This window comes from Haloarcula rara, from assembly GCF_029338235.1.
Classification (GTDB): domain Archaea; phylum Halobacteriota; class Halobacteria; order Halobacteriales; family Haloarculaceae; genus Haloarcula; species Haloarcula rara.
The window spans coordinates 1,702,980-1,720,400 of record NZ_CP119785.1; the positions used below are offsets into that span (position 1 = coordinate 1,702,980).

The 17,421-nt window shown below is 65.0% G+C and carries 18 protein-coding genes, 1 tRNA gene and 1 pseudogene; 9 read left to right on the forward strand and 11 right to left on the reverse strand.

Translation table 11 applies throughout. The annotated features are described in order from the left end of the window. The first annotated feature begins 7 nt into the window (after nt 1-7). Nucleotides 8-850: a hypothetical protein gene (locus P1K32_RS09005; protein WP_276249403.1), complete on the forward strand. Its 843-nt coding sequence runs from the start codon at nt 8-10 to the stop codon at nt 848-850. 1 nt (nt 851) lies between these two features. Here the strand turns inward: P1K32_RS09005 and P1K32_RS09010 are convergent, their stop codons facing one another. The 4 genes from P1K32_RS09010 to eif1A all read right to left on the reverse strand — a co-directional run bounded on the left by P1K32_RS09010 (nt 852) and on the right by eif1A (nt 3,063). Then, nucleotides 852-1,637 (reverse strand): DUF7089 family protein, encoded by a 786-nt coding sequence (locus P1K32_RS09010; RefSeq protein ID WP_276249404.1) that lies wholly within the window; start codon nt 1,635-1,637, stop codon nt 852-854. Further along, nucleotides 1,638-1,733 carry a hypothetical protein gene (locus tag P1K32_RS17780; RefSeq protein ID WP_419181046.1) on the reverse strand — a complete coding sequence of 32 codons (96 nt, stop codon included), beginning with the start codon at nt 1,731-1,733 and terminating at the stop codon, nt 1,638-1,640. It abuts the gene before it with no gap. A gap of 65 nt (nt 1,734-1,798) precedes the next feature. After that, a complete protein-coding gene (gene rio1, locus P1K32_RS09015) occupies nt 1,799-2,734 on the reverse strand; it encodes a serine/threonine-protein kinase Rio1 (RefSeq protein ID WP_276249405.1) in 936 nt (311 codons plus the stop codon). Nucleotides 2,735-2,775: 41 nt separating this feature from the next. Further along, complete coding sequence (eif1A, locus tag P1K32_RS09020; protein ID WP_276249406.1) at nt 2,776-3,063, reverse strand: translation initiation factor eIF-1A; 288 nt, start codon at nt 3,061-3,063, stop codon at nt 2,776-2,778. Nucleotides 3,064-3,181: 118 nt separating this feature from the next. Here eif1A and P1K32_RS09025 point away from each other — a divergent pair, with 118 nt between their 5' ends. Both P1K32_RS09025 and P1K32_RS09030 read left to right on the forward strand, forming a co-directional pair. Further along, complete coding sequence (locus P1K32_RS09025; RefSeq protein ID WP_276249407.1) at nt 3,182-3,595, forward strand: SCP2 sterol-binding domain-containing protein; 414 nt, start codon at nt 3,182-3,184, stop codon at nt 3,593-3,595. An 82-nt stretch (nt 3,596-3,677) separates the two neighbouring features. Continuing rightward, complete coding sequence (locus P1K32_RS09030) at nt 3,678-3,866, forward strand: DUF7470 family protein (RefSeq protein ID WP_276249408.1); 189 nt, start codon at nt 3,678-3,680, stop codon at nt 3,864-3,866. A 298-nt stretch (nt 3,867-4,164) separates the two neighbouring features. On the opposite strand, the gene P1K32_RS09035 is transcribed toward P1K32_RS09030, so the two are convergent. From P1K32_RS09035 to P1K32_RS09050, 4 genes are all read right to left on the reverse strand, one after another. Continuing rightward, the gene (locus tag P1K32_RS09035; protein ID WP_276249409.1) at nt 4,165-5,154 is read right to left on the reverse strand and encodes a sensor histidine kinase; all 990 of its coding nucleotides are present in this window, start codon (nt 5,152-5,154) and stop codon (nt 4,165-4,167) included. A 282-nt stretch (nt 5,155-5,436) separates the two neighbouring features. After that, nucleotides 5,437-7,833 carry a bacterio-opsin activator domain-containing protein gene (locus P1K32_RS09040; protein ID WP_276249410.1) on the reverse strand — a complete coding sequence of 799 codons (2,397 nt, stop codon included), beginning with the start codon at nt 7,831-7,833 and terminating at the stop codon, nt 5,437-5,439. Nucleotides 7,834-7,872: 39 nt separating this feature from the next. Beyond that, nucleotides 7,873-8,022, reverse strand: a complete 150-nt coding sequence (locus P1K32_RS09045) for a hypothetical protein (protein WP_276249411.1) — start codon at nt 8,020-8,022, stop codon at nt 7,873-7,875. A gap of 418 nt (nt 8,023-8,440) precedes the next feature. Beyond that, nucleotides 8,441-8,511 (reverse strand) — tRNA-Gly (locus P1K32_RS09050). Nucleotides 8,512-8,727: 216 nt separating this feature from the next. Here P1K32_RS09050 and P1K32_RS09055 point away from each other — a divergent pair. The 3 genes and pseudogenes from P1K32_RS09055 (at nt 8,728) to thsB (ending at nt 12,327) form a co-directional block, all read left to right on the forward strand. Next, a complete protein-coding gene (locus P1K32_RS09055; RefSeq protein WP_276249412.1) occupies nt 8,728-9,561 on the forward strand; it encodes an NAD+ synthase in 834 nt (277 codons plus the stop codon). Nucleotides 9,562-10,088: 527 nt separating this feature from the next. Further along, complete coding sequence (locus P1K32_RS09060) at nt 10,089-10,478, forward strand: DUF7383 domain-containing protein (protein WP_276249413.1); 390 nt, start codon at nt 10,089-10,091, stop codon at nt 10,476-10,478. 191 nt (nt 10,479-10,669) lie between these two features. Further along, a pseudogene (gene thsB / locus P1K32_RS09065) lies at nt 10,670-12,327 on the forward strand (thermosome subunit beta). Nucleotides 12,328-12,680: 353 nt separating this feature from the next. On the opposite strand, the gene P1K32_RS09070 reads toward thsB, so the two are convergent. Beyond that, nucleotides 12,681-12,821: a hypothetical protein gene (locus P1K32_RS09070; protein WP_276249414.1), complete on the reverse strand. Its 141-nt coding sequence runs from the start codon at nt 12,819-12,821 to the stop codon at nt 12,681-12,683. Nucleotides 12,822-12,929: 108 nt separating this feature from the next. Then, nucleotides 12,930-14,333, reverse strand: a complete 1,404-nt coding sequence (locus P1K32_RS09075) for an ATP-binding protein (RefSeq protein ID WP_276249415.1) — start codon at nt 14,331-14,333, stop codon at nt 12,930-12,932. Between the two features lie 289 nt (nt 14,334-14,622). Here P1K32_RS09075 and P1K32_RS09080 point away from each other — a divergent pair, with 289 nt between their 5' ends. Further along, the gene (locus tag P1K32_RS09080; protein ID WP_276249416.1) at nt 14,623-15,618 is read left to right on the forward strand and encodes an ornithine cyclodeaminase family protein; all 996 of its coding nucleotides are present in this window, start codon (nt 14,623-14,625) and stop codon (nt 15,616-15,618) included. Nucleotides 15,619-15,625: 7 nt separating this feature from the next. On the opposite strand, the gene P1K32_RS09085 is transcribed toward P1K32_RS09080, so the two are convergent. Then, nucleotides 15,626-15,832: a DUF7535 family protein gene (locus tag P1K32_RS09085; RefSeq protein ID WP_276249417.1), complete on the reverse strand. Its 207-nt coding sequence runs from the start codon at nt 15,830-15,832 to the stop codon at nt 15,626-15,628. Nucleotides 15,833-15,989: 157 nt separating this feature from the next. Between P1K32_RS09085 and P1K32_RS09090 the strand changes: the two genes are divergently transcribed. Both P1K32_RS09090 and P1K32_RS09095 read left to right on the forward strand, forming a co-directional pair. Beyond that, entirely contained in the window at nt 15,990-16,205 is a 216-nt protein-coding gene (locus P1K32_RS09090; protein ID WP_276249418.1) for a hypothetical protein, read from the forward strand. 2 nt (nt 16,206-16,207) lie between these two features. After that, nucleotides 16,208-17,416 carry a hypothetical protein gene (locus tag P1K32_RS09095; RefSeq protein WP_276249419.1) on the forward strand — a complete coding sequence of 403 codons (1,209 nt, stop codon included), beginning with the start codon at nt 16,208-16,210 and terminating at the stop codon, nt 17,414-17,416. Nucleotides 17,417-17,421 lie beyond the last annotated feature (5 nt).

Below are 17,421 nucleotides of genomic sequence, written 5' to 3' on the forward strand. Positions count from 1 at the left end.
GCTTACCATGGACCGGAGAACGTATCTCACAGCACTGGGCGCAGCCGCCGCGGCCGTCAGCGGCTGTAGCGAGGGCGACGGCACAGAGACGGCGACCCGGACTTCGACCACCGACGGGACGCCCACACCGACCGAGCGGGCGACTGCGACAGCCCAGCAGCCCGACCCGACGCCGAGCGTGACCAACGCGGGACTGTTGCTCGACAAGGGGGAATACACGTCCCTCGGCGACATCGACAGCGTCGGTCAGGGCGCCCCACTCGTCGTCGGGGTCGAGTACGACCTGCCGGCCAGCGGGGGCAGTGCGCGCGGACTCGTCGAAACGCGCGTGTTCGACGACGAGGGGGCTCGTCTCGACACCAACACCAGAGAGGTGAACGTCGTCGCCGACGGCGACAGTGTGAGCCGGCAGGCCTGGTTCGCGTTTGACACGACTGACTGGACGATGGGCGACTACACCGCCGAGGTGCTCGCCAATTCCGAGGAGTACGACACGTCGATCTCGACGGAGGTGGCGTTCGACATCGTCGAACCGCTGGGTGCGGGCGAGGCCGAGATGTACATCGAGGAGTTCCCGGACGACGCCGTCGCGGGCGAACCGTTCGACTGGACGCTCGGCTTCCGGAACCGCACCGACCGCGACAGCAGCGTCGTCACCGACACCGTAACGCTCGACCCCGCCAGGGCTGACTCCGTGGAAGTTGACTTTTCGTACCACGAGAACGTTCCGGCGAACGGAGAAATACAGGTCGAGCGTGACGATATCCGGATCAACCGACCGGGCACATTCACCTATCGAATCGACGAGATAGACGACGAGGTCAGCTTCAGTATCGACCCGCCGGAGTGAGCTACACCAGCTGCTCGATGGTCTTCTCGGCCCACCGGACAGCGTAGTCTGCGCCGTGGTCGCCGTAGGCCGACGTATCCAGCGCTGCGAAGGGCGCGGGCAGCTCCAGGTCGTGCTTGACGGCGCTGCAGGCCAGCTCCGCGGCGGCCGCGAAGTCGGTCCGGCCGCGGGCGACCTCGCCCGGGAGGTCCGACAGGCGCGGTTGCAGCCGCTCGCCGGCGTCGGCCCAGGCGTCGTAGCAGTCGGGGTAGTCGTCGGCCCACGTCTCGAAGGTCTCGCGGGTCTGCAGCCCGAGGTAGGCGTCGTACAGCGCCACGGCGAGCTGGTAGGTCCCCGTCGGACCCACGTGTGGGTCGGTGACGGCCGCGAGGTCCCGGTAGCGGTCGCCGAAGAACGAGACGAACTGCTCGGGCTCGCCGAGGCTCGTCTCGACGATGGCCTCGGCGACGAGGAAGTCGACGAAGGCGTCGGGAGAGGTCTCCAGTCGCGGTTTGACGATGACACAGGCCGGCTCGGTCTGAGTGGTCCAGGCGACGCCGCCGTCGCCGGGCAGGCCGACAGTGAAGTCGCCCCCGACGTAGCGGGTGAGCTGTGCCGGCGCGCTGTCGGGGAGCCACGACGGGTCGAGCGCGAGCGGGTCGACCGAGTCGGTGACCAGAAGCAGGTCCTCGGCCACTGCCGGGGAAAGCGTCTCGAAGTCCGTCGCCGCGTTCAGGACGACGGCGTCGGGGGCGTACGCGTCCCGGACCGCCGCGACGTCCCCGTCGATATCGCGCTCGCTGAACATCTACGCCGAGAACACGACGAGGTTCGCGATGATGGCGACCGAGAGCAGTGCGGAGACAGCGATGGTTCCCAGGACGATTTTCGTTGCCGTACTCATGTGGGTGGCTATCGCAGGCCGGACATTAAACCTTGAGAAAGCCGCCAGGCTCGCAGCTGTCTCCGTCACTCCTCGCGGTCCTCGAAAGTCCCCTGTGGCACGGCGTCGTCGTCGCTGCCGGGCGCGGTGTCCTCGTTGTCCTGTGGCGTCGCGTACTCGCGGACGTACGCGAGCAGGTCCTCGGGCGTCGTCTCGACGCCCTGGCGGGCGAAGAAGTTCGAGATGTTGCGACAGTCCCGTTCGAGGAACTCCTCGGCGTTGGGGTGGTGTATCGTCACCGCCTGTCCGAGGTCGATGATGTACAGTTGCCCCTCGTGGAAGACGATGTTGTACTCCGAGAAGTCGCCGTGTACCAGCCCGGCGTCGTAGAGCCGCCGGAGGTACTCCTTGACGACCTCGTAGGCGGTATCTGGATTCTCGATGTGGACCTCGCTGAGACGCTTCGCTCTCCCTTCCTCGGTCCCCAGATACTCCATCACGAGGACGTTGCGCTCGACCGCGATGGGTTTCGGAGTGCGCACGCCGGCCCGCCGCGCTCGCTTCAGGTTCGAGGACTCCTTGCGGACCCACGCGGTGACGACTTTCTTCTTATCGGAGCCGATACCATCGAATCTGGGGTCGCCGTCGAGATAGCCCCGCATATCGGTGAAGTCGGAGGCGTTGATACGGTAGACCTTGACTGCGACCTCGTGGTCGCCCGAGAGCGCGGTGTAGACGTTGGCCTCCTTGCCCGTCGATATCGGCCCGCCGAAGGCGTCGATGTGGCCGTCCTGGACGAGCTTGTACAGGGCGCCGTAGGTCGCGTCGTCGAAGACGCTGGCCTCGACCTTGAACTGGTCTGCGTCCTTGATTCGCTTGCGGAACTCGCTGAACTCGCGGTCGCGCTTGCGGGCGATGCGGTCGGCGTCGGTGTCGCTGACGTCGATCTCCTCCCACTCGTCGCCGACACCGTCGACCTCCTCGGTATCGAGCAGTCCGAACTCGCTTTCGCTGTCGGTCACGTCTCGACCCCCGTCGACGCTGTGGCGCGGTGCATTCGGCGCTACTCCTTGATGTGGCCCTCCTCGCGGAGCTGGTCTGCGTCCTGTTTCTCGTAGCGCCAGGTGATGTCGGCCTTCTCGTCTTGCCAATCCCACGGCTCGACGAGGACGACGTCGTCCTCGCGGATCCAGATGCGTTTCTGCATCTTGCCCGGAATTCGGGCTGTGCGCTCGACGCCGTCCATACAGCGTACTTTGACACGGTTCGCCCCAAGCATGTCGGTGACGACCGCGAACACCTCGCTGTCGTCCGGCATCCGCAGGTCCTTCCGGCCCTCGTTGTCGCTCATACGCGGGTATTCGGTCCCGGGAGGGTTAAGTTTTGTACGATTGCCGTCGCCGCGAGCGACGGCACAGGCCCGCCGGGAAGTGGCAAGGCCCAAGACCCGGCCAGCAGAACGGTCGCCAATGACACTGACACTGCCGGCTGACGCCGCTTCGTGGGCCGACACGTGGCGCGACCGCATCAACGACAGGGAGGCGTTCGCGGCCGCCGCCGCCGACTTCGAGGCGACCTTCCGCTTCGAGATACAGGCCGACGACCGCTACGAGGGCGAGCCGGTTCGGATCCTCGTCACGCTCGCCGACGGCGCCTGTACTGCCACCGAACTCGTCGACGGTGACGCCGACTACGACTTCGCCATGCGTGGCTCCTACGACGCGTGGGCCGACCTGCTCTCGGGCGAGCTTGACGTCTCCGAATCCGTCATGGACGGCACCTTCGACGTGGTCGGCAACACGATGACGCTGATGCGTCGCCAGGACGCGATAGCCGAGATGGTCGGGGCCGCACAGTCTATCGACACCGAGTTCGAGTACTGAGCCACGGGTCCGTGCGGCTGCCCTGCCGCCCGGACCCGATGGGCTTCGACGGCCTTTTTCGCCCGCCGACCGGAACTCGGGTATGCTCGATAAACTCGGTGTCGCCGGCGTCGCCGGTATCGTCGTCCTCCTTGCGGGTATCGGTCTCGTGGCGTGGCAGAACCTGATTCTGGCCGCCGGGCTCGCCATGGTCGTCAGCGGTCTCGGCCTCGTCGTCTACGGGCTCGTGACCAGCCTGCTCTCCTCGTTCGGGCTGGGCGGGATGCCCTAGACGGTGAACTACCCCACCCTACCGCTCGCCTAACGGCTCGCGCTTGTGGGTGGGGTCGTCCGAAAATCGAAGATTTTCGTGATCACGAAAGACTCCGTCTTTCGAACGACTTCCTGTTTCCATGACGCACTTTGCAGATACGGAATTGGTATCCACAGGAAGCGCAGTCTCCACAGGCGTTAACGAGAGCGAAGCTCTCGTTCGCACATCAGAAATCTCTGATTTCTGAGGACGCTGTATCCCCTCCCTACTCGCTCCCTTCGGTCGCTCGTTGAGGAAGGGGCCTTAGCGCCTCAGTTCAGGTAAAATCAAAGCGGGCGCCGCCACTGGTCGCTTCGGTCACCGCCACCTCCCAGCCGTGGGCCGCCGCGATAGTGCGCACGATGTACAGCCCGAAACCAGTGCCACCGGTGGTGTCGCTCACGCCGGGGTCGAAGACCTGGTCCCGGACCGCAGGGTCGATACCGGCGCCGTCGTCCTCCACGGCGAACCCGCCGGCCGTCGCTTCCAGTCGAACCGTCACCGGAGTCTCGTCGTCCGTCTGTCCGTGTTCTATCGAATTCCGAAAGAGGTTCTCGAACAGCCGCAGGAGCCGGTCGGCGTCCGCGTCGAGCCGGAGCTGCTCCGGGCCGTCGAAGACGGCGTCCTCGGTGTCGACGTACTCCCAGGCTTCGCGGGCCGCCCACGCGATGTCGGTCGGTTCGATGTCGGTCGCCAGCGTCCCCTCCCGGGTCGCCAGTCGGATGTCGGTGATGATGCGGTCGATGCGCTCGTGGGCCGCCTCGATGGCGTCGAGCGACGCCGCATCGCCGTCGCGGGCCAGCGCGAGGTGGCCGCTCGCGACCGAGAGCGGATTCCGGATGTCGTGAACCAGCAGGTCCGCGAACTCGGCGAGGCGCTCGTTGTGCTGGCTGAGCTGGCCCGCCTGCTCGGAGCGCTCGGTCACGTCCCGGCCGATGCCGACGAACCCGAGTACCTCGCCGTCGTCGTCGGTGAGTTGCCGCCCCGTCAGTTCGAAGCGGACGGGGCCCTCGACTGTCGGACTCACCGCTTCGACGATAGTCTCACCTGTCTCGCGTATCTCCTCGAGGGCCGCCTCGACTGTCGGTTGGTCCGCTGGCCCGAAGAAATCCGTCGCTGCCATCCCGTCGAGTTCGGTGTCGCTCAGGCCGTACAGTTCGTTGAGTCGCTTGTTCCAGTAGACCAGCCTATCCGTCTCGTCGTACACGTAGATGACGTCGTCCAAGGTGTCCAGCGCCCGTTCGAGAACGTCCCCCTCGACACTCATGGCATCTGTACGTGGTCCCCGCTGATAACCGTTGGCAGGATATCGAGAAATAGTCCGCAAACACTGACATGCCATTTGGGTATCGCGAGTGAAACAGAACAAACGCTCGATAATATTGGATTTCGCGTCTGACCGTCCCTCTCCCTACCCATGCTCTCCGTACCGCGTGGCGGGCGTCGGTCCGCCGAGGCGGTTCGCTGTCGCTCACCACCTCGCTCTACTCCGCGGTTCGCTGTCGCTCACCGCTCCGTTTCGAGGAATCTCGCTGCGCTCGATTCCTCGCTACTCAAACAACTCTTCGTACACCTTCTGCTGAGCGGCCCGCAGATGCTGGTGGTACGTGGGCCGGGAGATGTCCATCGCCTCGGCGAGTTCGTCGCCGTCGACCTCGCGGGGCCAGTCGAAGAAGCCGCCGAGATACGCGGTTCGCAGCGCCGTCTCCTGGCGGTCGGTAAAGCGCTCGGAGAGCGAGGCCTGGAACTCCTGCTGGGTCTGGACCGGTCGCTCGTGCTCGTGGTAGCCCACCAGGTCGGTCCCGTCGTAGTTGTCCTCGACGAGCGAGAACACCTCGCGGGCGTCGCCCTCGTAGGGGAGTTCGATGGTGTAGCGAGCGACACCGTTCTCGCCGGTTATCTCCTTGGGCACCGCGCCGTGGTCGACCAGCGTCGCCAGCAGCGACTCCTCAACGGTTATTTCGAACAGCGCCGACCCCTCGTGTTCGGCTACCTGCGTGACCCTGCGGACCGATTCGTCGTCTTCGAGCGCCGTCAGGACGGCCTCGCTGTCGCCGCCCTCGGTGTCGAGATACACCCTGAGTGACCCGTCGCCCTGGGTCACGGTCCCGACGGAGGTCAGCGCCGCGTCGGTCGACGCCGAGAGCCGGCTCATCAGCAGGTCGCGGTCGGTGACGGTGAACTCCAGCTCGATGACCTTGTCCGCCGACAGAATCTTCCCGCTCTCGATAGCGTTGATGGCGTTGGCGACGGCCCGCCCCAGCGCCTCCAGGACGACCTGCTCGCGGTCGTCGAACGCGTCGGGGCGGTCCGAACAGACGAACAACACGCCGTAGGTCGAGTCGGTGTAGGAAAGCGGGACGACCATCATCGACTCGACGCCGGCCTCGTGGACTCGCTGGACCCACTCGACGTCGCTTGCGAGGTCGCCGACGATTTCGCTTCGCCCCTCGGCCAGCGCCCTCGCGCCCGGCGTGTCGTCTGTGACCGCTATCGACTCGCCGTCGGCCACGACGCCCGTCGCTCCGGCCCACTCGCTGACGTCGAGGTTGTCCCCGTGGACGGCGGGGCGGCCAATCCATGCGAGCGTGTACGGCTCTGTCGCCGCCAGTTCCGCACAGACGCCGGCCTCGACGGCCTCCCGCGTCGTCGCCTCGACCAGCACCTCGACGGTGTTCTCGATGAGGCCGTTGATGCGTTCTAAGATGGTCGCGATGCGCTCTCTGGTCTCTCTGACCTCCTGTTCGCGTTTCGCGCGGTTGCAGGCCGCGGCGGCGTTGGTCGCAAGCAGCGCGACGACCTGTCGGTCGATGTCGTCGAAGGCGTCCTCCTCGGTCGAGAGGACGCTCAACGTTCCGTGGACGCCGATAGGCATGTACAGTCCCGAACCGACGGTCGTCCCGCTGTCGTCGAGCGCGTGACTGGCGCTGTAGCTCGCCGTCTCGCCGGAGGCAAAGACCTGGCCGGCCTCCCCCTCGTCGAGGCTGTACACCGGTCGTTCGCCCAGTGCCTCGACGACCGCGTCGGTCGCCGCCGCCGGCCGGAGCACCCGCTCGTCGGCGTCGTACAGCCGGACGACGGCCATATCCAGGCCGAGCACCCGCTCGGTCGCGGCGGCGACGATGCTTGCCACGTCCTCGCGGCTCGGCGCCTGCATCAGGCTCCGGGAGGTCTCCTGCAGGGCCGAGAGCAGCTCTTCGCGGCGCTTGCGCTCGGAGATGTCACGGATGACGCCCGCGGTACCGCGAAAGTCGCCGTCTGGGCCGTACAGCACCGTCATGTGGTCCTCACAGGCGATGGTCCGTCCGTCGGCCCGCCGGAGTTCCAGCTCGAAGGTCGTCCCGACGTCGTCTCGGCCCGACGACGAGAGCAGCTCCCGCAGTTTCGACTCGGCGAGTTCGACCGTCTCGCGGTCCTTGATGATGATGGTGTGTTCGCCCAGCAGTTCCTCGATGTCGTAGCCTGTCAGCTCCGCCAGTGCCTCGTTGGCGAAGATGAACTCCCCATCGTCGTCGAGCGCGTAGACGCCGTCGTCGAGCGCGTCGATGACCTCGCCGTAGCGGTCGAACGCTCCCATAGCCACCGGGCCGTCGCCCCTCGCCACCGACGCGATACGGTGGGCCAGTTCGACGTACTGCGTGTCCCCGCCCGGCCGGACGTACGCCAGCGTCTCGTCGGCCAGCACCTCGCTGACCCGTTCCGGGTCCCCGTCGGCGAACACCACTATCGGTAGTCTCGGCCGCTCCGCCCGGAGCTGCGTGACCAGCTCGGGCAGTTCGAACGCCAGGCTGACGACACAGTCGACCTCGTCGACCGAGTCGGCCGCTGCCTGACCGGTCGCCGTCCGAACGGCCAGCCCCGCCTCGGCTGTGTCGAGGCCCGCCGCCGTCTCTGCAACCCGTTCCTCGTCGTCCCCGCACACGAGGACGGTGTGACCGCGATTCATGCCTAACTGGTTAGCCAGTCTGGCACATGAATGTGCGGGTCAGGTGCTGCGCTGGGACAGCCGCTCGCGCATCCGCGGATGACAGCCCGCACAGAGATGCTCTTCGCGCCGGTACGTCATCGTCTCCGTCGGCCGCCGGTGTTTCCATACGTGACCCACCTCGTCGTTGCAGTTGTCACAATCTACCATGGGTGTATTTATCGTGTGTGATATTATCTGGCATAAAGCTCTCGTCTAGATTTGTTTAAGGAATACTAACTGGACGGACGCTCAATTCGTCACCCGCTCGGTCTGCCGTGCTTCAATTCCCTGAATAACGCATTCGACGCTCACGAATTGTTCGCGTCAGAATGCGCCGTCCGGGAGTGAGTGAATCCGAAGGATTCACGAACGACAGAAGACGCCTCGCGTCTTCTGGAAGTGAGCAAAGCCGACGGCTTTGCGAACATCGGACGGCAAACGACCGGAGGGAGTGCGCCGTCCGGGAATTGAACCGGAATCAGACGTTCCGGGTCGCTCACTCCGTTCGCTTCCCGGGCTGCCACTGGCAGGGTTCAATTCCCTCTATTTTGCATACAAGGCTCTCACGTCCGTTCGAGCCGAGAGATGCGCCGTCCGGGAATTGAACCCGGGCTCTAGCCTTGGGAAGGCTATGTCCTACCACTGGACCAACGGCGCGCTTCGTTTACTCCGTTCACTCGCGCCCCGAGGCTCGCAATCACTTCGTGATTGCTCACCAACGGCGCTTGGTCGAACCGTCACACGGCGCGCACTTGAACGTAGCGTTTCGACCGCTGTGGACACTGGCCCCGAAACCCGGCCGACTGGTGGACGCGCGTCCGAAAATACCGCACCGATAGGTGGGTATTTGTCTCGTGCGCCCGACATTCAGGTATGGCTGATGCCGAAACCGTCATGCGGGCGACGGACCCGCTTGACCTCTCCTTCTCGGAGGCCGAACTCGAGGCGCACCGCGAGCACATCACCGCGTTCATCGAGGGCCAGCTCGACGCGGCGGGGGTCGACCGCGCAGTGATCGGGCTGTCGGGCGGTATCGACAGCACGCTCGTCTCGCATCTGGCCGTGGAGGCGCTGGGTCGGGACGCCGTCCACGGGCTGGTCATGCCCAGCGAGGTCAACGCTCCGGACAACATGAGCGACGCCGAGCGGGTCGCCAACGACCTGCTGGGTATCGACTACGACGTCATCGAGATCAACCCGCTCGTCGACGCCTTCCTGGAGGCCTACCCCGAGGCCGAGGGCGACCAGCTCGCCGTGGGGAACCTCCGGGTGCGCTGTCGCGCCGTCCTCAACTATCTCGTCGGGAACCACGAGGACGCCATCGTTCTGGGGACCGGTAACCGCAGCGAGGCGCTGGTGGGCTACTACACGAAGTACGGCGACGGCGCTGTCGACTGTCACCCCATCGCGACGCTGTACAAACAGCAGGTCCGCCAGCTGGCCAAACACGTCGGCGTCCCCGACGACCTCGCCGAGAAGACCGCAAGCGCTGAGATGTGGTCGGGCCAGACCGACGCCGGAGAGATGGGCATGACATACGACACGCTCGATTCGATTCTGGCGCTCCATATCGACGGCGGCGTGCCCAAGGACGCCACCGCCGACCACATCGGCGTCCCGCCCAGCGTCGTCGAACAGGTCCGGGAGATGTACGAGACCAGCGCGCACAAGCGCGCGATGCCGCCCGGCCCCGACCCACTTTACTGAACTGTAGCTGCTGGGTTTGGGGAGGTGAATATTGCTGTTCCGGCCAGCAAGTCTCGCTAGCAGTGGTTACTCATAGCGCTGCAAACAGCCAGAAAGCCCTGAGACGCTCGGCTCGGGGGGCTCGTTGTGCGCGCTCGCTTCGCTCGCGTGCTTATGATATGAAAATCGCGGAGCGATTTTCATCATCTCGGAAGACGCGTAGCGTCTTCCGGCGACGTCGCCCGCCTTCCCCGAGCGTCTCGCCCCTTTCAGTCCCACCTATGCTGGCTAGTCAAACACTGCTGGGTGGGACTGAAAGGGGCGCTGGGCTAAACGAAGGCGGGCGAAGCAAGGACCACAGCGAACGAAGTGAGCGAGGACCGCAGCGAGCCCCCCGAGTTTAGCCCAGCGGGGCTTTCTGGCCGTTAGCAAGGCTATTGACACGGATTGCTAGCGGGGCTTTCTGGCTCTCAGTCTCATCGCGAGCAACACTCACACTCGCTGCGAGCGCCACCGTACTTTATTTAGCAGCCGTCCGACGCTCCGGTATGTCATACCGCGCGAACTACGCTCGCTGTTCGTTCCAGCAACATCTCGGTCCGTCGGCGGACTCGCTGGACGTGGCGTGGGCGGACTTCTCCGGGGACAGCACCGACCAGGTCACCTTCACTGTCCCGACCGACGCGCCGGTCGAGCCGTACGTCCAGATGCAGGTGTACGACGTCGGCGAGTTCAGCCACGAGATTCGGGTCAACGGGACCGAGCTGACGGGCTTTGACATCGCCCCCGGCGAGGGCTGGCAGTACTGGATGGACACTATCGCCGACACACAGCTCCAGCAGGGGGAAAACACCATCCAGTTTAGACGCGACCGGGACACCGACGACGCGTTCATCGTCGGCACGGCCGTCGTCCACTGGAAGGAACCGGTCGACTAACTACTTAAAACGCTCCGCTGACGGTCGGCAGTCTGTGCGAAACAGTCACACGATGCAGCGTCGTTCCGACCGCAGTGGTGGGGTTTCGGGGGCACGACACGGCGGCGCGCTATCAGCGACCGTCGGCCGCTATCCCATACTTTTATATAGAACCACAGACAATCAATCGACTGATTATGAGCCAGCGTCAGATGCAGGGCCAGCCGATGATCATCCTGGGGGAGGACTCCCAGCGGATGAAAGACAAGTCTGCACAGGAACACAACATCTCGGCCGCCCGGGCGGTCGCCGAGTCCGTTCGCTCGACACTCGGTCCCAAGGGGATGGACAAGATGCTCGTCTCCTCGACAGGGGACGTAACCGTCACGAACGACGGCGTCACCATCCTCCAGGAGATGGACATCGACAACCCGACGGCCTCGATGATCGTCGAGGTCGCCGAGACCCAGGAGGACGAGGCCGGTGACGGGACCACCTCCGCCGTCGCTATCGCGGGCGAACTTCTCGGTAACGCCGAGGACCTGCTCGAGCAGGACATCCACCCGACGGCCATCATCAAAGGGTTCGACCTGGCCGCGACGGAGGCCAAGGCCGCCGTCGAGGACATCTCGACCGAAGTCGACCCCGACGATGAGGAACTCCTGAAGAAGGTCGCCGAGACCTCGATGACCGGCAAGGGCGCCGAGCTCAACAAGGAGCTGCTCGGCCAGATCATCGTCGACGCGGTCAACGCCGTCACCGTCGAGACTGACGAGGGCGAGCACGTCGTCGACCTCGAGTACCTCAACGTCGAGACCCAGACCGGCAGCGCCGCCGGCGAGTCCGAACTGCTCGAAGGCGCCGTCGTCGACAAGGACCCGGTCCACGAGGAGATGCCGACCACGGTCGAGGACGCGAAGGTCATGCTGATGGACACCGCCATCGAGCTGGAGGAGACCGAGGTCGACGCGCAGCTCTCCGTCGACGACCCGAGCCAGCTTCAGAACTTCCTCGACAAGGAAGAACAGCAGCTCAAAGAGCTCGTCGACAAGGTCGAGGCCACCGGCGCCAACGTCCTGTTCTGCCAGAAGAACATCGACGACATGGCACAGCACTACCTCGCACAGAAGGGCATCCTCGCCATCAAGCGCGGCAAGAAGTCCGACATCGAGTTCCTGAAAGAGGTCCTGGGCGCCAACGTCGTCTCGGACCTCGATTCGGCCAGCGAAGGCGACCTCGGCCACGGGTCGGTCACCCGTGACGAGGCCGAGGGCCTGTTCTACGTCGAGGGGTCCAACGAGGACGCCCACGGCGTCACCCTCCTCCTGCGTGGTTCGACCGACCACGTCGTCGACGAGCTCGAGCGCGGCGTCATGGACGCGCTGGACGTCGTCGCTGCCACCGTCACGCAGGGTCAGGTCCTGGGCGGCGGCGGTGCCCCCGAGGTCGAGGTCGCCCGACGCCTCCGTGACTTCGCCGACGGCGTCGAGGGTCGCGAACAGCTCGCCGTCGAGGCCTTCGCCGACGCGCTGGAGATTATCCCGCGCACACTCGCGAAAAACGCCGGTCTGGACGGCATCGACACGCTGGTCGACCTGCGCGCCGCCCACGAGGACGGCCAGGTCAGCGCCGGCCTGAACGTCTTCACCGGCGACGTCGAGGACACCCTCGAAACCGGCGTCGTCGAGCCGGCCCACGCCAAGCGCCAGGCCATCTCCTCGGCTGCAGAGGCCGCGAACCTCGTGCTCAAGATCGACGATATCATCGCCGCGGGCGACCTCTCGACCTCCGGTGACGGGGACGAGGGCGGCCCCGGCGGCCCGGGCGGCGCCCCGGCGGTATGGGCGGCGGCATGGGCGGGATGATGTAGCGAGGGTCTGAGCAACGCGAAGACCCTCGGAAAAGCCGAGCGGGGAACGTAGTGACCCGCGAGGCAAGACCACTTTTGCACTTCACTCGCGCGGCTTCGCCGCGCTCGTTCAGGCAAAAACGTGGGGAAAAATCGCGGCGTGCTCCTTTCGCGCGGCTTCGCCGCGCGGCAGTCCGCGCGCCGCGGGAGAACCGGCGCGCTGACTCACGGCTTCGCCGTTCGCCTCGCGGTCGCTTCGCGACCGCGCTGCGCGCGCCGGATGCTTTTTGCTGTAACGCCTGCTGTCCCTGCTGAACCGTGGTTGATTCGGTCTGCTAGCTATCGACGGGTCTGTCAGCCGTCTTCACGCGATGCTATCGTTTTGTCCCGACCAGCCAGTACACCGCGAGTCCGAGTACGGTTTCGAGCGGGCCGACGAAGACGGACCCGAGGAGAAACGCGGCGTAGACGAGAACGCCCGATATCGAACCCGTATCGTCGGTACCGTCTGTCATCGGTGCTAATGATGTACAGATATCGTTTAATAGTTGGTATCACGGTCGCCGTGGCGGTCGACCAGTACACTCGGGCACCGTCTATCGCTGGCCGGCGAGCGGCCCGCTTTACCGTGAATCCAGATTGACCGCGCCGTTCTCGGGGGAGTCTTCGACGTCGGTCGCCAGGGGGAGCCTGAGCGTGATGGTGGTCCAGCCGTCGGCCCTGTCGTAGGAAACCGACCCGTCGGCGGATTCGACGATCCACCGGACGACCCACAGCCCGAGCCCGCTCCCGTGTTTGAGCTGGGTGACGTCGGCGCCCTCGAATATGACGGCCTGTTCGTACTCGGGGATTCCGGGGCCGTCGTCTTCGACCGTGATGACGACGTTCTGGCCGGTCGCTCTGGTTGTCGCGTGGATCGGCGTCTCCGTCCGCGTGGTCACCCGGATGGTCGGTGAGCCGGTGTTGTGCGTGACCGCGTTCTCCACGAGGTTCTCGATAGCGTCCTTGATTTCGAGTCCCGTCGACACGGCGACGGGCGTCTCGATGTCGGTTTCGATAGTCGCGTTGGGCCACTTCCGCCGTGCGTCCGCGACCACTTCGCTGGCCGAACCGCCGACCTCCACTATCGTATCGGACGGAGAATCACCGAGCATGTTCTCCGCCATGCGGGCCTTCTCGCTGACGCCCGCGAGGTCCTCGGCGTGGGAGATAATCCGTGACGCGGCGTCCGTGACCTCGGGCGTGGTCGCGTTGTCCGATATCTGCTCGGCCATCCCCAGGATGACAGTCAGGTCGTTGCGGACGTTGTGGCGTAACACGCGATGGAGGACGTGGAGGTGCTGTCTGGCGTGTTGGGTCTCGGTCATGTCGGCGTAGATAGCCAGCCCGTAGAGGTGCCCCTCCGTGCGGTCGATAGGGAGCCCGCGATAGGAGAATTCCTGGACGCCGTTGGTGGTCTGTCGCCTGACCAGCTCCGTCGTCACGTTCCCGTCGGCGACCTGCTCGTCGAACCGCGCGGCTTCCGCCTGATACTCCGCCGGGACGATGTAATCGTTCAGGGACTCACCGACGATGTACTCCGGCTGGTAGCCAAAGGTCCCTTCGAACGCGGAGTTGACGGCCTGGACGAGTGGTTCGCCATCGACGAGTTCGTAGACGACGGCGGCGTCGTCAAGCAGCTCGATGAAATTTCGCAGTCGTACCAGCTGTGCGGACGAACGCTCCTCCGGTACCGTCTCTCGATGTACCGTGCCGATGACCGCCCCGAGTGTCGACTCTGCCGCCACGGGGGCGAAGTCGATACTGACCGGCACGGTCTCGCCGTCGACGACGAAGCGACAGGCGACCGTCTGGGCCGTCTGTGTTTCTATCACACGGCTGAGCGCGGTTTGCAGGGCCCCGACGTCGGCCTGTGCGACGACAGCCGTTACCGGCTCTCCGAGCAGCGTTTCGTGTTCGTGGTCTAACCACTCAGCTAGCGTGCCGGCGATTCGGGTGATCTGCAAGTCATCGTCTAGAAAGAACATGAGACGGGCGCTGTTTGGGGGAGCAGCGATTCCCTTGCTGGACCGTGCTGTGCCGTGCCTGTCATCGGTGTCGAACGCTCTAACAGGTCAACGACGGTACCAAATAAACATATTGTGGCTGTTTCAGGCAGTAACACGTCGTCTGATTGTCGTTCTCCGCCCGCGAGAGCGTTCGGTCTCCGCTCGACGGTGTCGCTGAAGGCGGCGCTGTGGCCCGCGCCAGTGTCGCGGTCCCGTGCCGGAGCACGCCGGCTTGGTAGTTAAGTGCAACCGTACCCCACACTAGCGTATGCAGACGCTGTTGCTCGGTCCCGACGACGTGAGCGAGTACGCCGACCTCCCGTCGGTCATCGACGCCGTCGCGGCGGCCTTCGCCGCCGATTGGCGGGGCGACACCATCATGCCGGCAAAGTCCTACATCGACCTCCCCGCGTACAACGGCGACTTCCGGTCGATGCCGGCGTACGTCAACGCGGGCGAGTGGGACGCCGCGGCGGTGAAGTGGGTCAACGTCCACCCGGACAACCCCGCCGACCACGACCTCCCGACCGTGCTGGGGACGCTCATCTACTCGGACCCAGAGACCGCGTTCCCGCTGGCGGTGATGGACGGGACGAACCTGACGCGCCTGCGGACCGGCGCGGCCGCGGCCGTCGCGACCGACCACCTCGCCGTCCCCGACGCGGACTCGCTGGGGCTCGTGGGCGCGGGCGTCCAGTCGTACACCCAGCTCGAGGCCATCGCCGCGGTGCGGGAGATAGAGCGGGTCGTCGTCGCCGACCGCAACGAGCAAAAACAGCGGGCCTTCGTCGACCACTTCTCGGACCGATTCGACGTTCGCGCGGGCAGTATCGCCGAGGCCGCCGCTTGTGACGTGCTCTCGACGATTACCCCGGTCGAGTCGCCCATCGTCGACCGGGCGTGGCTGGGCGAGCACACGCACGTCAACGCCATCGGGGCCGACGCCGAAGGCAAGCACGAACACGACGACCAGACGCTGCTGGACGCGAAGCTCGTCATCGACGACTACGAGCAGTGTACCCACTCGGGCGAAATCAACGTCCCCTGGAGCGAGGGCGTGCTCTCCGAGGACGACATCGACGGCGAACTCGGGGCCATCGTCGCCGGTGACATCGCAGGCCGCGAGTCCGGGGACGGAATCACACTGTTCGACTCGACGGGACTGGCGATTCAGGACGTGGCCGCGGCCCACGTCGCCTACGAGAACGCCCGCGCGGCCGGGGAGGGGACCGACTTCTCGCTGGTCGGCACGGGGACGAGCTAGCTCGGTGTCAGCGCCCCAGCGCGTCGCTGGCTCGCGAGATGAGCCAGACGACCAGCAGCAGCGGGAGGACGGGGGCCAATAGGATGAGCAACCCCAGGAATATCAGCCAGCCGATGACGTCCATCTGGGCGTCGGGGTGCGTTCCCGACGGCGGCGTCACCGTTCGGAGGGGCTCCGGGAGCCGCGAATCGTCCGTGTCATCGGCATCACTCATACTCGCTGATACGTTCGCCGGCCGAATAAACGTGTCTCGGTGGTCCGCCGTCCTCACCTCGCCCTCGGCGCGGCACTCATACCGCTCTGTCGTCGTGGACCGCCACTACGTGCGTCGGTAGTAGATGAGGCCCGCGACGAGGACGACGAGTCCGCTGATGACAGCCAGTGGCAGCAGTCGGGCTGACCCCGGTTCGATTGCAGTCGTACTCGTTGTCAGAAACAAAGACGTTACGTTCGATGCAGAGCTCGGTGAGAGCTTCCCCCTCGACGTGGAAGACGTCGAATCGCTCACCGACCTCGTAAACACCGTGGACTCACAGTTCGACGGGACAGAGGTAACAATCAAAACCTTCGACGAATTAGACAGTTGAAGATGCGTGACGGTACAGCCCTGGCCTCTCTGTTCGATACGGACCCACCGGCGCGGGCGGAACCCTGTCGACGGATACCCCAGATAGGCCGAACGCTGGGACTTACGCTTGACCGCGACAACGCGCCAGGCGTCAGTGACGATATCGACACGAACGTCGACTCCCTGTCTCTCCGTCTCGGAGATAGGCAGCTAGAATGTAACATCGGCGATGAATCGGCGGAGTATGAGTTGCCGGATTCGTATCTCGACATATCGACCGCGGCTTCGAACCTTGCGATAGAATCGAGGAACCGTCCCGAGTCAGAGCGGGAACGGTTCAAAGCCGACTATATCGAACTCCTCTCCGCACTTGCGGTCCATCTCGACCCGCTGTATCTCGCGGTAATAAACACGGCTCAGGTAACTACCGGCCCGCCGCCGAAAACCTGTCATCCATCGGGTGTACCGGTAGAGCTAGAGCGTCTGCCCTGGCTTGGGGTCTACTCGGAGCCGCTAATCGAACGCTTTGGCGGCCGTGAGCGGGTTCTGGACACCCCGGCCTGGAAGGTCGAAGAACTCGAAAACGGGAGTGTCCTCATCGTCACGACCCGGGTACCCTGGGAAGACTACGGGAGTAAACACCCGGCAGACCGGTACCTGCTGGACGGGATGGACCGTGCGGACGCCGTGTCACCGTCCAGTGAGGTGACACTGGCCGACCCGTTCGCGAGTTTCGACTCGGGCCAGATTGGCACCGATATCTGTGTCCACCGCGACGATATCGCCCCAGAGTTCGCCAACGAGGACCTCAATCTTGTCCCCGTCCGCGTCGACGAACACCGGAACCTGCGGCATCTCGACACAGATGTGTTCGTTCGTAACGTCGTCACCGACACCACGGGAGAGAAGGCCGACATCGTCAAGCGAATGCTCTCGGATATCCCGGCTACGGCCGGCGATGACCTCTACGTCTCGGCCCTACTTCGGGAGGTGATTCCGCCGTCGTTCGTTCGACTGGACGACCCCGACGACGAGAACGTCGTGACGAAGGTAATGGCTCTGGAGACGGACGTAAGCAAAATCAAGCTCCTCGTGAGTCTCGGCCGCGTGGCCCAGCAGGACGACTTCACGGTCGAGGACCTCGACTCGATGGAAGGGGCGCTGGACACGCTCGCCGAACTCGACGACACCGAGAACATCGACCAGTACATCCGAGAGCGGCTTCTGTGACTGCT

Coding starts and splice junctions, on each gene's coding strand:
- P1K32_RS09005 (WP_276249403.1), top strand. CDS start 8: ATGGACCGGAGAACGTATCTCACAGCACTGGGCGCAGCCGCCGCGGCC.
- P1K32_RS09010 (WP_276249404.1), bottom strand. CDS start 1,637: ATGTTCAGCGAGCGCGATATCGACGGGGACGTCGCGGCGGTCCGGGAC.
- P1K32_RS17780 (WP_419181046.1), bottom strand. CDS start 1,733: ATGAGTACGGCAACGAAAATCGTCCTGGGAACCATCGCTGTCTCCGCA.
- eif1A (WP_276249406.1), bottom strand. CDS start 3,063: ATGAGCGACAACGAGGGCCGGAAGGACCTGCGGATGCCGGACGACAGC.
- P1K32_RS09025 (WP_276249407.1), top strand. CDS start 3,182: ATGACACTGACACTGCCGGCTGACGCCGCTTCGTGGGCCGACACGTGG.
- P1K32_RS09030 (WP_276249408.1), top strand. CDS start 3,678: ATGCTCGATAAACTCGGTGTCGCCGGCGTCGCCGGTATCGTCGTCCTC.
- P1K32_RS09035 (WP_276249409.1), bottom strand. CDS start 5,154: ATGAGTGTCGAGGGGGACGTTCTCGAACGGGCGCTGGACACCTTGGAC.
- P1K32_RS09040 (WP_276249410.1), bottom strand. CDS start 7,833: ATGAATCGCGGTCACACCGTCCTCGTGTGCGGGGACGACGAGGAACGG.
- P1K32_RS09045 (WP_276249411.1), bottom strand. CDS start 8,022: ATGGTAGATTGTGACAACTGCAACGACGAGGTGGGTCACGTATGGAAA.
- P1K32_RS09055 (WP_276249412.1), top strand. CDS start 8,728: ATGGCTGATGCCGAAACCGTCATGCGGGCGACGGACCCGCTTGACCTC.
- P1K32_RS09060 (WP_276249413.1), top strand. CDS start 10,089: ATGTCATACCGCGCGAACTACGCTCGCTGTTCGTTCCAGCAACATCTC.
- P1K32_RS09070 (WP_276249414.1), bottom strand. CDS start 12,821: ATGACAGACGGTACCGACGATACGGGTTCGATATCGGGCGTTCTCGTC.
- P1K32_RS09075 (WP_276249415.1), bottom strand. CDS start 14,333: ATGTTCTTTCTAGACGATGACTTGCAGATCACCCGAATCGCCGGCACG.
- P1K32_RS09080 (WP_276249416.1), top strand. CDS start 14,623: ATGCAGACGCTGTTGCTCGGTCCCGACGACGTGAGCGAGTACGCCGAC.
- P1K32_RS09085 (WP_276249417.1), bottom strand. CDS start 15,832: ATGAGTGATGCCGATGACACGGACGATTCGCGGCTCCCGGAGCCCCTC.
- P1K32_RS09090 (WP_276249418.1), top strand. CDS start 15,990: ATGACAGCCAGTGGCAGCAGTCGGGCTGACCCCGGTTCGATTGCAGTC.
- P1K32_RS09095 (WP_276249419.1), top strand. CDS start 16,208: ATGCGTGACGGTACAGCCCTGGCCTCTCTGTTCGATACGGACCCACCG.